Origin of the sequence: Actinopolyspora sabaoui (assembly GCF_051225635.1) — a bacterium.
Taxonomy (GTDB): Bacteria; Actinomycetota; Actinomycetes; order Mycobacteriales; family Pseudonocardiaceae; genus Actinopolyspora.
This window is the reverse complement of record NZ_JBMIHH010000004.1, coordinates 179,132-194,090: the sequence shown is the minus strand read 5'-3', so window position 1 is coordinate 194,090 and position 14,959 is coordinate 179,132. Positions and strand designations below refer to the sequence as shown.

Sequence of the window (14,959 nt, the reverse complement as noted above, 5' to 3'; positions counted from 1 at the left end):
TCGGTGCGGAGACCGGTCGGGCAGCCGGGGGCTCAGTTGCGGGTGGGGTGGGTGACTTCGTGTGCGGGTTCTTGCCCGTTGAGCACCCGCACGACGTCTTCGGCCACCATCACGCCCATGTCGCGGTTGGCCTCGTTGGTGCAGGCCCCGATGTGGGAGGTCAGCACGACGTTGGGGGCGGTCAGCAGCGGGTCGTTGTGGGGCGGTTCGACCGTGAAGGCGTCGATGCCCGCTCCGCCGAGCCTGCCGCGTCGCAGCAGCTCGGCCAGGGCGGTGTTGTCCACGAGCCCGCCGCGGGCGGTGTTGACCAGCACCGCGCCTGGTTTCATCGCCGCCAGCGCGGCGTGATCGAGCAGTGGCGGCCCGGTCGGGTCGCCGGGTAGATGTAGGCTGAGGAATTCCGCTTGGCCGAGGCACTCGTCGAATTCGGCGGGTTGCGCGCCGTGGGTGGAGATCTCCTCGGTGGGCAGGTGCGGGTCGTGGGCCAGCACGCGCATGCCGAAGGCGGCTGCGTATCCGGCCAGCAGTCGACCGATGCGGCCGAACCCGATGATGCCGAGTGTTTTGCCCGCCAGTTCGGGGCCGAACGGTTTCGGCCACGAGCCGCGCAGCACCGCGGTGTGCGTGGTTGTCAGGCCCCGGGCGGCGGCCAGCAGCAGGGCGAACGCGAGTTCCGCCACGGCGCGGGCGTTGCTGCCCGGTGCGGAGACCACGCGGATGCCGCGGTCTTGTGCGGCGGCGACGTCGATGGTGTCCACACCGACCCCGTGTTTGGCGATGATGCGCAGCCGGGGTGCGGTGTCGAGGGTGTGGGTGTCGATGGTGTCCATTCCGACGATCAGCGCCTCGGCGCGTGGTATCCGTTCGAGCAGTTCGTCGGTGGGCATCGGGAGGTTGTCGTGGGGGTGGATCACGTCCGCAGCGGTGTCGAGGACGCGGCGCGGCTCGTCGGAGTAGCGGCCGAAGGTGGGGGTGGTGATCAGGATCGAGGGCATGGCGGGACTTTCGTGTGCTCGTGGGGTTCGGAAAGGAGTGTGGAAAGGATTCCGGCCTGGGCAGGGGTTTTCGTCGGGTGTTACGAACGTGCGGCGTTGAGGTGGTTCGCAGCGGTTTTTTCCAGGTGAACCAGGTCGGAGGCGATGCTGGCGAAGGTGTAGCCCTGCGTCAGGCGTCGGGCCGCGGTGTCCCCGTCGGGGGTGTGGATTCCCGCTGCGATGCCTGCCTGGGCCGCGGCTTGTCGGATGTCGGTGACCGCTTGTTCGAAGGTCTCGGTGACGGCGGGATCGCCGGGGAAGGCGCCGCCCACGGCCAGGCACAGATCGGATGGTCCGACGTAGACTCCGTCCAGCCCGGGGGTGGCGCAGATGTCGTGGAGGTTGGCCAAGCCGCGGGAGGTCTCGATCATCGCGAGGACGGCTGTGGCGGTGTTGGCTTCGGCGGGGCGGGGTCCCAGGCGCAGACCGGAGCGCATCGGCCCGTAGGAGCGGTTGCCTTCCGGTGGGTAGCGGGTGGCGGCCACGGCTGTGGCGGCGTCGTCGGCGGTGTCGATCAGCGGCACGATGACGGCGGCCGCGCCCGCGTCGAGCGCACGTCCGATCGTGGCGGGGTCGTTGGCTTCGACTCTGACGGCGCCGGCTGCTTGCCCGCCCGCGTCGATGGCCATGATTCCGTTGAGGATTCCGGTGTAGCCCACGAGCCCGTGTTGGCCGTCGATGGCGATGTAGTCGTAGCCCAGCCGTGCGAGGCGTTCGGTGGCCACCGGCGCGTCCAGCACGGACCAGTATCCCAGCAGTGGTTGCCTGGTGCGGAGTTTGTGCGCGAATTCCGCGGTGGTCATGTTCGTTCCTTTCTGGAGGGGCGGTCGTTTCCGGTGAGGTGGGGTGGTGGTTGTTTTCGGGGGTTTGTTCAGCCGAGCAGGTTCACGACGCTGAGGATCAGTTGGTAGGTCGCCCAGAGGCCGATCGCGCCGATCAGGGCCAGGGTCGTGGTCTGCCACCACTTGTTGACGTGGGAGGCGGGCATCAGATCGCGCCGGGTGGTCATGACGATCAGACCGATGATGACGGCGGGCACGGTCAGCACGTTGACGGAGTTGCCCAGCAGGGTCAGCACCACCATGCCGGGCATGAACGGCAGCGAGAACACGAGGGGCACCGTCATGATCAACAGGAACACGATCCAGAACACGCGGTCGTGCAGGAAGAGCTCCTTGTGCGCGTTCGCGGGCATCCGGTGTCGCAGTCGGATGTGTTCGGCCCTGTCGGGGCGGGATTTGTGTAGCGATTCGACGAACATGCGGACGAATACCCGTGGCTGGGTGACGATGTTGTTGAACACCGTGAAAAAGACCGCGCACCACATGATGGGCGGTCCCGCCGGTCCGATGGCTTTTTCCATCATCAGGGCGAGCCCGTCCGCCGAGGACACGCCCTGCTCCGTTCCGTGCAGTGTTTCGGCGGCCACCACCCACACGGCCAGCACGAGTCCGAACATCACCAGGGTGCCGAAACGCAGGTCGATGCGCTGCAGTTTGCGGTAGCTCTGACCGCGCCATCCTTTCTCGTGCATCAGGTAGGGGTAGAGCAGGTTGGCGGCGGATCCTCCCACCGCGCCGATCAGTCCCACGGCGGTGCTGGCCGCGGTGATGTAGCCCGCCTCACCGGGGGGCAGTTCGAACAGCAGTCCCCCGAACAGTTCGCCGAAGTCGACGCCGGTGCCCACCAGCGCGACGAAAAAGCTCAGCACCAGCACCGCCATGGTCAGTTGTGCCACGATCTCCAGTGCGCGGTAGTGCCCGTCGCGTCGGGAGGCCAGCCACAGGGCGGCGGCCGCGGTGGGGATGGCCCAGCAAAACGTTCCCCACTGCCCCGCGGGGACGACCGCTGCGAACAGGTGGTCCAGCGCTGTTCCGGCGGCGATGAGCAAAAACGAGACGTAGACGAATCCGAGTACACAGGTGGTCGCGCCGATGTAGGTCGGGAATCCGCGCCAGACGCGGCCGTACCCGTCGAGGATCGTCTCGTCACCGACGCTGTTGCACAGTTGGTACCGCGACATCGTGGACACGATGAAGTACCGCGACAGGATCGCGATCAGCAGTGTCCAGATCAGCGCGTAGCCGAAGTTGGACCCGGCTACCGAGGCGCTGATGAAGTCCCCGGTGCCGAGCCAGGACACGACCACGACGATGCCGGGTCCCAGGCTTTTGACGTAGTCGGTGAAACCGGTGGGTGGTGGGGCGGTGGGTGTGGCGGCGTCTGTGGGGGTGTGTGAGTCGTGGTTCATGGTGGTTCCAAGGGGTGGGGCTGCTAGGTGCGGGCCTGTCCCGGCCGCAGGCGCACGTGTTTGATGGCCTGCCGGAAGTGGGTGTAGGCGACGTGCAGGTCACCGTCGGCGGTCTGGACGATCGAGGGGTAGGACAGTTCCCGGTTGGCGCCGTGGCGGGAGTCGTTGGTCAGGCAGTGGCCGTCCCCGGTTTCGATGTCGCGCCGGTAGGGCCAGCTGCGGCCGCCGTCCGTGGAGAACGCGAGGGTCATCGGTGCGCGGGGAGCTCCCCAGAACGCGGTCGACGGCGGGTCCTGGTCGGTGCCGGTTTCGTCGTCGATCTCGTCGTACAGCGAAGTGCGGCGGGCCGTGGCGTCGGCGGCGCTGCTGGCGTTGAAGGCCAGCGCCAGGGTCCCGTCGCGCAGCGGCGTGACCTGGATCGAGGAGTTGTTGTTGGGCAGCTCGGTGGGTTCGGGAACGCTCCAGGTGATGCCGTCGGTGGAGCGGCTGGCGTGGATGGTGTCGGCCTGGCGGCGGCGGAACAGGGCCAGCAGCGTCGTGTCCGGCAGCCGGACGATGTTCATGTGCACGCATCCGGTGCTGTGCGGGATCTCGTGGTGGTGCCAGCTCTCTCCGCCGTCGTCGGAGACCAGCACCGCGCTGCTGTCGTCGTCGCCCCGCCACTTGCCGTGTTCCGGGCGGGGGCAGTGAAAGATCGGCAGCAGCCAGCGTCCCGAGTCCAGCACCACGATCGGCTGGCGGATGAACACGCCTCGTGACTCGCTCGCCGGGACCAGGGTGTGGGCGGGTGAGAAGCTGTACCCGTGATCGGTGGAGACGCGCAGCCGCACTTCGGCGGTGTCCTGGTTGCCGGCGTGTTGGGCGGTGTAGAGCAGCCAGAGCCGGCCTTGCGGTGTCGGAAACAGCACGGGGTTCTGTTCGGAGTGGTGCGGGTCGGCCGAGACGCGCTCGGGGGTGGTCCACGTGCCGTCGCGGCGCCCTCGTGCGAACCAGATGTCGATGTCGGACATGCCTTCCTGGGTGCCTGCGAACCAGGTGCAGCCCAGTTCACCGTTGGGTAGCGGCATCAGGTTGGCGGCATGGGACTGGGTGGTGGGTGCGGACAGCAATGTGGTCTGCGTTTGCCATCGCTCGGCCGGGCCGATGGTGTTCATGGTGATTTCCGTGTTTTCGCGGGGGAGTCAGCGGTTGTAGGCGGGCATGGGGCCGCGCAGCGCCGTCCCCACCTCGTCGCAGGCTTCGTTCACGTCGGTGGGCAGCGGCCCGGCCCGCATCGTGTCCAAATTGGTCCGTAGTTGAGCGGCGCTCGAGCAGCCCAGCAGCAGCGCGTCGGTGGTGGGTCTGCCCACCAGCCAGCGCAGCGCCAGCTCGGGTAGTCGCAGTCCGGCTTGTTCGGCGATGTCGTGGAGTCTGTCCACGGCCTGGAACAGTTCGGGGTTCCAGTACCGTTGGGTGTACATCCCGGCCAGTCGCGAGTCGCCGAAGCGTCCCGAGCCGGGGGAGGCGTCGAACCGGTGTTTGCCGGTCAGCAGTCCTCCCGCCAGCGGGTTGTAGGCCACGGTCGACAGTCCGGTGGTGGTGGCGAACTCGGCGTATTCTTCCTCCATGCGGCGGGCCAGCAGGTTGTGCAGCTGTTGGGCCGTCTGTGGGCGGGCGGTGCCGAGCCGGTCGGCCGTTCGGTTGGTCTCGGCGATTTGCCAGGCGGCGAAGTTGGACACGCCGAACGTGGTGATTTTGCCTTCGGTGGTGAGTTCGGCGATGGTCGACAGCGTTTCGCTCAGCGGGGTGGAGCGGTCGGGCTGGTGCAGGTAAAACACGTCGATGTGTTCGACGTCGAGTCGTCGCAGGCTGCCCTCCACGGCCGCCCGCAGTCCCGGTGGCGACAGCGGCGGGTGGTCTCCCGCGTCCGGGTGGGGAATGCCCGCCTTGGTCGCGAGCACGATCCGGTCCCGGCGGGTGTGCAGTAGCTCGCCGAGCATCGTTTCGGCGTGCCCGCCGGAGTAGCCGTTGGCGGTGTCGACACTAGTGATGCCGGATTCCAGGGCTGTGTCGAGTATGCGTGCGGCTTCGGATCGGTCGACGGTGTCGCCGAAGTTCATGGTGCCGAGCACCGGATGTGTGGTTGTGGTGGCCGCGGGCATGGCTTCGCCGCATTCGAGGTGCAACGGATGTTCACTCCTTCCTTACGGCCCGCCCCGGGCGCAGATGAGTGGGACGGGCGGGCGGCCTGCGGATTTTGCCGGTGGGTGGCGGGCTGTCCCCGTTTCGGTGTTCCGGGGCCGAGGGCACCGGGGTGGCCGTCTCGCCGAACGGTTTCGGTCTCGAGGGATCGCCTCGCGTTTTCCGCGGGTGAGCACGGCGGGAGCGCGGTGGTCTTCGCCGCCAGGTCCTTGGCCCGACCGGGAAGACGGTCACGGGCAGGGCAAGCCGATGTGGGGCCATCGTTGACCTTTCCTCGTGCCGCACCGGGTTCGTGGCCCTCGGTGTTACCTGGAACACCCTGACATGATTGCGTGAATCGCGCAACTGTCGTAGCGTGATTCACGCAGAAACGGACAGCAGTGAAACGTTTCCAGCGACGCCCCAGCGAAAAGCGAGTCGTGGCGAGCGTGCATCCCGAGAGGAGTCAGCAATGAATAAAACGCTTTGTACTGGCGTTTTAGCTCTCGCGGATGACCTGTCCGGGGCCGCTGAGACAGCGGCGGCGCTGTCACGGACGGCATCGATCCGCATCGAACTACGCTCACCCGTCACCCCCGGAGATGCGCGAAATACGCATAAGTTCCCACTGTGGGGCTCCGGGGAGGAACGCACGGGCCCGCTGGTCCTGGATCTCGACACCCGCCAGTCCAGCGCCGCGCGGACCGAGCACGCCGTCCGCGAAACACTTGCCGCGGAAACCTCCGGGAACACGCCGGTGTTACTCAAGATCGATTCATTGGCACGCGGCAACATCGGCGCCGTGATCCGGGCCGCCCGCGGCGGGCCCGTGGTACTCGCCCCGTCGCTGCCGATCGCCGGACGCACGGTTCGCGACGGTGTGATCCACGTGCACGGGCAGCCCCTGCGGCGAACACGGACGTGGCGGGTCGAGGAGACCACCGCGCCGGAAAACCTGGCACAAGCCATCGCCCCCAGCGCCTGCCGTGAACTGGATCTGGACACCGTGCGCTCCCCCGAGCTGCACGCCGCCATCGCCGAATGCGCCGCGCAAGGACTGGTCGCCGTCTGCGACGCCGAGACCGACACCGACCTGGACACGGTGGTCGCCGCCGCCTCGTGCCTTTCGAGTCCTCGGCTGGTCGGCAGTGGCGGCCTCGCCGCCGCGATCGGACGCGTGATGTCCGAAGAAGCCGCCCCACCCGCTCGCGAGCCCGCCCCGGCCCGCCAATCGTCCGAACGGCCCCTGCTGATCGTGGTCGGCACCGCCGAGCCCGGTGCCGTCGAACAAGTGCGCGTACTGACCGATCTCGGCGCGCGACTGATCGAACTCGACGTGGTCGAGACGCCGGAGGAACTCACCGCCGACGTGCACGCCCGCCTCCGCTCGGAACTGCGCCGGGGGCCGGTGGTGCTCACCGCCCCGCTCGGCGGGGAGGTTGTGGCAGGGCGTTCCCGAACGTTCGTGCGGCTGCTGGCCGAGACGGCACGACGAGCAGTCACCGACTGCGACTCGCCGGTCGATCTGGTGCTGACCGGCGGTGAGACCGCGCGCAGAGTGCTCGATGCCGTCGGGGTCGACGCGCTTCGGGCTCGCGGCCAAATTCATCACGGCGCCGTACACAGCCACACCCCCGACGGAACGTCGGTGGTCACACGCCCGGGAAGTTTCGGCGGCCCGGACAGTCTCGTCCGGATCGTCAGGCACCTACGTCCAACTTGGGAAGGTTGAGCATGAACACTGCCCACAGCCCGCTGATCGCCGTGACGATGGGCGACGGTGCCGGTATCGGCCCGGAGGTCATTGTCGGAGCGCTGCTCGACGAGACGATCACCGCTCGATGCCGGCCCGTGGTACTCGGAGACACCGAACGGCTGCGGCTGGCCGCCGCGAGCGCGGGCAGGGAGCCGGAGGTCGTGCCCGTGGACTCCACCTCGGAGGCGGTGTTCCTTCCGGGACGGATCAACGTGATCGACCCCGGGCTGCTTCCGACCGAGCTGCCGTGGGGCGAGGTGTCACCGGCCGCGGGCAACGCCGCTTACCACTACGTGCGCATGGCCGCCGAACTGGCCGTCCAGCGGCAGGTGCAGGGGATCTGCACCGCGCCATTGAACAAGGAAGCCCTGCACGCCGCCGGGCACCTCTACCCGGGGCACACCGAACTGCTGGCGCAGCTGACCGGAACCGAGGAAGTGTCGATGATGCTGTCGACCCCTCGGGTCAAAGTCGTGCACGTGACCACTCACGTCGGGCTGGTCGATGCCGTGGACCGGATAGAACCCGGCCTGGTGGAACGCACCGTGCTGCGTGGGCACCAGGCGATTCGCGCGGCGGGCACCCCCGCACCGCGGATCGGGGTGTGCGGGATCAATCCGCACGCTGGGGAGAACGGGCTGTTCGGCTACCGTGAGGAAGAGAACAAGATCGTTCCCGCGCTGGAGAAGCTACGGGCCGACGAGATCGACGTCCACGGGCCGCTTCCGGCCGACACGGCGTTCTTCCTGGCCAGTCGCGGCGATTACGATCTGATCGTGGCGATGTATCACGATCAGGGGCATGCTCCGGTGAAACTGCTGGGGATCGAGGCGGGGGTGAACGTGACGGTGGGGCTGCCGGTCATCCGGACTTCGGTGGATCACGGCACCGCCTTCGACATCGCCGGTACCGGCAAAGCCGACGTGGACAGCATGATCGAGGCCCTGTCCCAGGCCGCCGAGCTGTCCGTGGCCGTTTGAGGCAGGAGGAGCATGTCTCGGGAATCGCGGGACCGCCGGGCCGCCATCGTCCGCATGGCCACCACCTCGGGGCTGGCCAGTGTCGACGAACTCTCCAACACATTCGGTGTGACGGCCTCGACGATCCGCCGTGACCTCGCCCAGCTCGAGTCCGCCGGGCAGCTGGCACGCACCTACGGTGGGGCGATGCCGGTGGGCCCGGGGCAGGAACCGTCGTTGTGCCAGCGCAGCGGGGAATCGTTCGAAGCCAAACACGCGATCGCCGGGTGGGCGGCCGGCCGGATACGACCTGGGGAGACGGTGCTGCTCGACTCCGGATCCACCACCGGTGCGCTCGCTCGACACCTACGCGGTGCCCACGACATCACCGTGGTCACCACCGGTCTGACCGTGCTGCAGGAACTGGCCGATTCGCAGCTGCACGTCGAATGCCTGGGCGGGACCCTGCGGCACGTCAGCCAGGGATTCGTCGGTCCGCTGACCGAAGCGGCCCTGGAGCGCATGACCTTCGACCGGGTGTTCCTGGGCGCCGACGGCGTCACCCCCGACCGGGGCATCTGCGAGATGGACCTGCAGCAGACCAGACTCAAAGAGCTCATGGCCCACCGAGCCGAACACGTCTATGTGCTGGTGCACGCCGCCAAACTCGACAGACGCCCCTTCCACTCGTGGGCACGGTTACCACGGCGAACGACACTGGTCACCGACACCGAGGCCGAACCGAGCCTGGTCCGGGCGTTCGAGGACAACGATATCGACGTGGTGGTCGTCGCCCCCGAGGGGAACACGCGGTAGCACCGGAACGGAAACGTTTCTCCCGCCGGTGCGGCGAACGAGTGAAGCACCTGCGAACCGGACGCCCGTTTTGGCGTATTCGCACCATACGGCGATGTTGATGATGTCACGTTTGGGGGGATGTACGGGCGTGGGCGGAGCCGTCGGGGAATAATCGAACGCGGAAACCGGCAGTCGTGTCATTATTTCTCCCGATGTCGTTGTGAGGATGTATGCCCCGCCATTTCGCGTTCGTCGCGCCGCCACTCGACGGGCACGTGAATCCGAGTCTGCCGCTGGTGGAGGAGCTGTGTCGCCGGGGCCATCGGGTCAGTTACGCCACAGGGCAGCGCAAATTGCAGACCGTGGAGGACAGCGGCGCCCAGGGGGTCGACGTGGGGGTGGACCCGCCCATGCCACCGACCCAGTCATTCGACGAGATCACCGTCGAGATGATCTCCTACATGATGCACATGATGCTCGACCACACCCGGGACAGCCTGCCGGTGCTGCGGCGGCACTTCGTCGAGGATCCGCCGGAAGCCGTGTGCTACGACATGATGAGTCTGGGCGGGCCCATGCTGGCCGAAGCGCTGGGGGTGCCCGCCGTGGCGCTGCTTCCCAGCTTCGCCGCCAACGAGCGGTTCTCGCTGATGCGGTACTTCCTACCCGAGGACTTCGACCCGGAACACCCGGCGCTGCGGGAGGTCGCCGCCCGGCATCGCGAACTGGCCGAGCAGTTCGGCGTCTCGCCCCCGGACTCGTTGCTCTCGCCCAACCCGGCTGGGTTGAACCTGGTTTTCGTGCCCCACCAGTTCCAGCCCGCGGCCGAGACCTTCGACGAACGTTTCCGGTTTCTGGGGCCGTCGATGGGTAACCGGGCCCGCGGCGACTCCTTCACACCCCGCGACGAGCAGGCCCCGTTGCTGTTCATCTCGTTGGGGACCGCGTTCAACGAGCGCCCCGAGTTCTACCGCGACTGCCTGCGGGCCTTCGGTGACAGCGGTTGGCAGGTGGCGATGTCCATCGGCGACCGGATCGAGCCCGGCGAGCTGGGCGCGCTGCCCGACAATTTCGACGTGCGCCCTCGGTTTCCCCAGGTCGAGGTGCTGCGGCACGCCGACGTGTTCGTTTCCCACGCTGGGATGAACTCCACGATGGAGTCGCTGTATCACGGGGTGCCGCTGGTGACCTATCCGCAGATGGTCGAGCAGCGCGCCAACGCCGAACAGGTCGAGAAACTGGGGCTGGCACGACGGCTGCCCGAGGGCGCCGACGCCGCCGCGCTGCGCAAGACCGTCGACGAAATCGCGGGCGATGAGTATCTGCGCGCCACGGTCACCGCCACCGCGGCGGGCCTACGGGGCTGTGGCGGTGCCGTGGCCGGTGTCGACGCGCTGGAGGCCCACTTGGCGCGGTCCTGATTTCCCGCCCCGCTCGGGGACGAGCTCGGCGCCGCAGCCCGCCCCACCTGTTCGTCCGCACCGGGAAAGGCGGTGGGCTCGGGGCTATACCCAGCCCGCCAGGCGCGTCACGGTCGCGGTCATCCCGGTGACGGCGAAGCCCAGCGCGATGGGCAGCAGTGTGGCCACCGTGGTCCATTTCGGGCTTTTGGTTTCGTTCCAGATGGTGAGGATGGTGGTGCTGCAAGGATTGTGCAGCAGACTGAACAGCATCAGGTTCACCGCGGTCAGCAGGGTCCACCCTCCGGCCTGGGTCAGCACCGTGTGGGTCTGGGCGGCGCCGAGTTCGAGTATCACGCCCTGCTGCGCGTCGAACAGGTTGGGGCCCAGCGTCATCGTCAGCATCAGGATGGTGGGGATGATGATCTCGTTGGCGGGGATCGCCACGAGGTAGGCCAGCAGGATGACGCCGTTGAGACCGAGCACCCATCCCAACGGGTCGAGGGCGCTCACCAGGTGCGCGGCGATGCTCGCGTCGGCGACGGTGACGTTGCTGATCAGCCAGACGACCGCTCCGGCGGGGGCGGCCATGACCACCGCGCGGCGCAGCACTTTCAACGTGCGGTCGATGAGGCTGGTGTAGAGGGTGCGCCACACCTTCGGCGGGCGATAGGGGGGTAGTTCCAAGGAGTAGGTCGAGCTGTGGCCACGCAGTACCGTCTTCGACAGCGCCCAGGACACCAGCAGGGTGACCAGCACACCGAGAAACGCCACGCTGACCACGCTGGCCGCGGCGATCAGGCCCGCCAGGGCGGGTGGGGCGAGCGCCCCGATGAAGATCGTGCCCATCAGGATGAGGGTGGGCCAGCGCCCGTTGCAGACACTGAAGTTGTTGGTGATGACGGCGATCAGCCGTTCCCGACGGCTGTCGATGATTCTGGTGGCGGTCACCCCGGCCGCGTTGCAGCCGTAGCCCATCATCATCGACAGGGACTGTTTGCCGTGCGCGCCCGCTTTGGCGAACAGCCGGTCGAGGTTGAACGCCACCCTCGGTAAGTAGCCGAAGTCCTCCAGCAGGGTGAACAGGGGGAAGAAGATGGCCATGGGGGGCAGCATCACCGCCACCACCCAGGCGGTGGACAGATACACCCCGTCCAGCAGCAGGCCGGTCATCCAGCCCGGAATCGGCAGCGGAGCGGCCAGGGCGTGCAGCCTGCTGTGGCCGTAGTCGACCAGTAGGCTCGACAACAGTCCCGAGGGGCCCGCGGCGCCGGTGATGGTGAACCAGAACACGGCGAAGAACAACAGGCCCATCGCCGCGAAGCCCCACACTCGGTGGGTCAGGGCTCGATCGAGCAGGCGGTCGAGGGTCGGTCTCGTTTTGTCGTCGTGTTCGGTGACGCTGGTTTCGGTGATGCGTGCGGCCTCGTTGTAGAGGGATTCGACGACCTCGTCGCGGAATCCCTCGGGCAGGCCATCGCGCAGCCGCGCCGCGTGGTCGAGGATCGAGGAGCTGGTCATGTCCCTGTCGTTTCGGAAGAGACGGCGTGCGGTGTGGGGCTGCTCAGTCGGTGCAGGGTGCCGTCGGTGACGGCACGTTCGATATCCGGATCACCTTCCAGCAGGCGCAACGCGATCCACCTGGGGTTTGCCAGACCGGGGTGCTCCCTGCGCAGTCGCGCGGCCAGTTCGGAGACGGCGCGTTCGGTGCGGTCGTCGCCGTGGCGGACGCGCCGCGCTCGGGTGGCCACCGTGCCCAGTGCGACCTGTTCGATCGCCTCCAGCAGCCTGTCCAGCCCCTGGTGACTGCGTGCCGCCATGGGCACCACCGGCACCCCGAGTTCGCGTGCGAGGTGGCGCTGGTCGAGGGTGAGGCCGTGCCGGTGGGCCTCGTCGATCAGGTTGAGGGCGATCACCACCCGTCCGGTGATCTGCAGGATCTGCAGCACGAGGTTGAGGTTGCGTTGCAGGCGGGTGGCGTCGACGACGACCACCGTCACGTCCGGTTGGCCGAACAGCAGGAAGTCTCGGGCGACGTCCTCGTCCTGGCTGTCGGACAGCAGCGAGTACGTGCCGGGAAGGTCGACGAGCTTGTACCGTCGTTGGCGATACCCGAATCCCCCTTCGGCACCGGCGACGGTCTTGCCGGGCCAGTTGCCGACGTGTTGACGCAACCCGGTCAGCGCGTTGAACACCGTGCTTTTACCGGTGTTCGGGTTTCCCGCCAGCGCCACCACGTGCTCGTGGCCGGAGACGTCGACGCCGAGCGCGCGCAGCTGGGCGGCGTTGTTGAACACGCAGGTTCCGCAGGCCGCGCCCGCAGCGTGCGGTGGGCTCGCGTTCGGAGGCGGTAGGTCTTCTGCCACGGTGCTCACTCCTGTTCGACGGTGATGTGAATACCGCGGGCTTGTTCGCGGCGCAGCGCGATCACGCTGCCCCGTACCAGATAGGCGGTGGGATCGCCGAGCGGGCTGACACGATCGATGTGGATGCGGCTGCCGGGAAGCACCCCCAGGTCCATCAGGCGCCGTCGCTGGGGCCCGTGGATGTCCACCGCTGTCACCGTGGCGGTCTGGCCCCGCTTGAGCCGGTCCAGCGTCGTGGCCGTGCTCGCCACCACCGAGGATCCCTTGTCTACGTCGCCCACAACCAAAATTTTAGGCGAGCCGAAAACTCTTGTTAAGTCGGGACGTAAAACTCGTGTAGCCGTACTGAAAACAGTTCGTGACAGCGGAGGAGCCCACGGCGGGTGTAATCGACGGCCACATCGGCACATCTCCCGAGCAGCGACGCGTGGGCGAGGAGAGCGTGGTGTTCGCTACGTTCCGAACCGGGAGGCCGCGACGATCACGAACGGCTCACCCCGGGGAGGTCAATCAGCGGGCCGCACGTCACCTCCGGCGGCACGACTCCGGCGGGCACCGGAAGGCGTGGCGGGCCGTACCGAGGCGGCGAACCGCGGTGTTCACCACAGGCTCATGTGATGCAGGCGGGGCCAGATTTGCGACCAGGGAAGCTTCGGATCCCGCAGCACCCAGATACGCATGTTGTCGTAGTAGGTCCGAAAAGCCGGATCCGTCTCGATCGACCCCGCCGCACGGACCGTGCCGAACAGTTGGCGCAGTCGCTGCGGATCGCCACCCAGATACACCACGCGGCGCACCGCTTCGTCGGGCCTGCCGAAGTACCAGAAGCCGCGGCTGGGGCTGTAGACCTCGGAGACCCCGCGCTCCGGCCCGTAATGATGCAGTGCTCCCGCCGACCAGTAGTCATGGGTGACCACAGCGGAGGGAACACCGTCGTCGGGCAGTTCGCGGTAGACCCGGGCCACCTGCTCGGTGATGCCGGGCCAGCCGAGGCTGGCCGTGACGACCACATTGCGAGGGCTGACCCGGGAAACCGGGGTCAGCGGCAGCGTGTTCACGGCCGTGCTCAGACTCAACGCACAGCACCCCAACGCCACCAACGGCAGCGACCACCGAGTCCACCGGTACCGTGAAACGTCGAGACGCCACCACCATTGCTGCACCACCACGGCACCCGCCCCGAACAGCACGGCGTAGAGCCCGGCAGTGTAGTAGGAACGGCCGCTGATCAGTATGAACACCAGCGTGACCACCAGCGCGGTCACGCCGAGGAACCGGTACGGCCGCAACTTCGGGCTGACCAGCAGGCCACACACCCCCAGTAACGCCACCACCGTTCCCGCGGGGCCGAGCTGATTGACCGAGGCGTTGAGAAACGTCCACGCACCGCCGGTTTCGCTGTCGATGACCCGCCCCATGGCCAGCTGGGGCCAGCCGTGCCGCGCCTGCCACCACAATCCCGGCAGGACCGAGCCAACCGCGATCACACCTCCTACCCACAGTCCGGGGCGAAGCGGTAATCGACGAGGACCGAACAGCACCGCCACCGGAAGCACGACCAGCCACAACACGGGGATGAGGAGTTTGAACTGGACCCCGACGGCGGTGACCACGCCCGCGGCCACCAACGTCGAATTCGCGGGCTCTCCGGCGTGGTGGCGACGTGCCCAGCGGAGCAACAACCACACGACCCAGGCCCACATCGTCTGGTCGAACGAGTAGGTCACCAGCAGGTGCGCCGACGCCACCAGATGTGGGGTCAACGCGGCCACCCCGGCCACGCACGCCTGTGTCAGTCGGGTGGCACCCAGTTCGCGGGCGCTCAACGCGCTCAGCACGATGTAACCGACCGCGGCCAGCAGTGACGGTGCTCGCAGCGCGTTCAGCGATTCGGGGAACAGGGCCTGCATGGCACGTGCCAGCAATGGCACACCGGGGGGCTGGTCAACGTAGCCAAACGCTGGGTGATGCCCCGCGGCCAAAAAGTAGAGTTCGTCGCCGAAGTAACCGTAGCGGCCCGTGGTCAACGCGCACACCACGGCGAAAACAACGGCGATCACCCCGACGGAGACCGTGGCGAACGGCAACCGCCCGGTGGCTCGGAGCCCGGGAGCGGGCAGGGTATCGACTCTGCCGGCCGTGGCCGGTGGTGCTGTGGACAATGCGCTCCCTGGCTACGGAGGAATCGGTCGATTGTGGACCGTTCCGATTATGCCCGATCTCAGCTGAAGACGA

General features: G+C 67.6%; 13 protein-coding genes. 4 read left to right on the top strand and 9 right to left on the bottom strand.

Annotated features, from left to right (window positions below; genetic code table 11):
• Positions 1-32: 32 nt before the first annotated feature.
• From ACOQFL_RS08405 to ACOQFL_RS08385, 5 genes are all read right to left on the bottom strand, one after another.
• On the bottom strand, positions 33-995 hold the full coding sequence (locus ACOQFL_RS08405; protein WP_435543533.1) for a phosphoglycerate dehydrogenase: 963 nt from the start codon (positions 993-995) through the stop codon (positions 33-35).
• 80 nt (positions 996-1,075) lie between these two features.
• Positions 1,076-1,837 carry an HpcH/HpaI aldolase family protein gene (locus ACOQFL_RS08400; RefSeq protein ID WP_435543532.1) on the bottom strand — a complete coding sequence of 254 codons (762 nt, stop codon included), beginning with the start codon at positions 1,835-1,837 and terminating at the stop codon, positions 1,076-1,078.
• 68 nt (positions 1,838-1,905) lie between these two features.
• Positions 1,906-3,285, bottom strand: coding sequence for an Nramp family divalent metal transporter (locus ACOQFL_RS08395; protein ID WP_435543531.1), 1,380 nt, complete (start codon positions 3,283-3,285; stop codon positions 1,906-1,908).
• Positions 3,286-3,308: 23 nt separating this feature from the next.
• Positions 3,309-4,439: a sialidase family protein gene (locus ACOQFL_RS08390; RefSeq protein ID WP_435543530.1), complete on the bottom strand. Its 1,131-nt coding sequence runs from the start codon at positions 4,437-4,439 to the stop codon at positions 3,309-3,311.
• A gap of 27 nt (positions 4,440-4,466) precedes the next feature.
• Positions 4,467-5,426 (bottom strand): aldo/keto reductase, encoded by a 960-nt coding sequence (locus tag ACOQFL_RS08385; protein ID WP_435543831.1) that lies wholly within the window; start codon positions 5,424-5,426, stop codon positions 4,467-4,469.
• 491 nt (positions 5,427-5,917) lie between these two features.
• Between ACOQFL_RS08385 and ACOQFL_RS08380 the strand changes: the two genes are divergently transcribed.
• From ACOQFL_RS08380 to ACOQFL_RS08365, 4 genes are all read left to right on the top strand, one after another.
• Entirely contained in the window at positions 5,918-7,177 is a 1,260-nt protein-coding gene (locus ACOQFL_RS08380) for a four-carbon acid sugar kinase family protein (protein WP_435543529.1), read from the top strand.
• A gap of 2 nt (positions 7,178-7,179) precedes the next feature.
• A complete protein-coding gene (gene pdxA / locus ACOQFL_RS08375) occupies positions 7,180-8,181 on the top strand; it encodes a 4-hydroxythreonine-4-phosphate dehydrogenase PdxA (RefSeq protein WP_435543528.1) in 1,002 nt (333 codons plus the stop codon).
• Positions 8,182-8,193: 12 nt separating this feature from the next.
• The gene (locus tag ACOQFL_RS08370; RefSeq protein ID WP_435543527.1) at positions 8,194-8,976 is read left to right on the top strand and encodes a DeoR/GlpR family DNA-binding transcription regulator; all 783 of its coding nucleotides are present in this window, start codon (positions 8,194-8,196) and stop codon (positions 8,974-8,976) included.
• 212 nt (positions 8,977-9,188) lie between these two features.
• Positions 9,189-10,379, top strand: a complete 1,191-nt coding sequence (locus ACOQFL_RS08365; RefSeq protein WP_435543526.1) for a macrolide family glycosyltransferase — start codon at positions 9,189-9,191, stop codon at positions 10,377-10,379.
• An 84-nt stretch (positions 10,380-10,463) separates the two neighbouring features.
• Here ACOQFL_RS08365 and ACOQFL_RS08360 read toward each other — a convergent pair whose 3' ends face one another.
• The 4 genes from ACOQFL_RS08360 to ACOQFL_RS08345 form a co-directional block, all read right to left on the bottom strand.
• On the bottom strand, positions 10,464-11,879 hold the full coding sequence (locus ACOQFL_RS08360; RefSeq protein WP_435543525.1) for a nucleoside recognition domain-containing protein: 1,416 nt from the start codon (positions 11,877-11,879) through the stop codon (positions 10,464-10,466).
• Complete coding sequence (locus ACOQFL_RS08355) at positions 11,876-12,724, bottom strand: FeoB small GTPase domain-containing protein (protein WP_435543524.1); 849 nt, start codon at positions 12,722-12,724, stop codon at positions 11,876-11,878. Before ACOQFL_RS08355 ends, ACOQFL_RS08360 begins: the two co-directional genes overlap by 4 nt.
• Positions 12,725-12,729: 5 nt before the next feature.
• The gene (locus tag ACOQFL_RS08350) at positions 12,730-13,005 is read right to left on the bottom strand and encodes a FeoA family protein (protein WP_435543523.1); all 276 of its coding nucleotides are present in this window, start codon (positions 13,003-13,005) and stop codon (positions 12,730-12,732) included.
• A 318-nt stretch (positions 13,006-13,323) separates the two neighbouring features.
• On the bottom strand, positions 13,324-14,886 hold the full coding sequence (locus ACOQFL_RS08345) for an ArnT family glycosyltransferase (protein ID WP_435543522.1): 1,563 nt from the start codon (positions 14,884-14,886) through the stop codon (positions 13,324-13,326).
• Positions 14,887-14,959 lie beyond the last annotated feature (73 nt).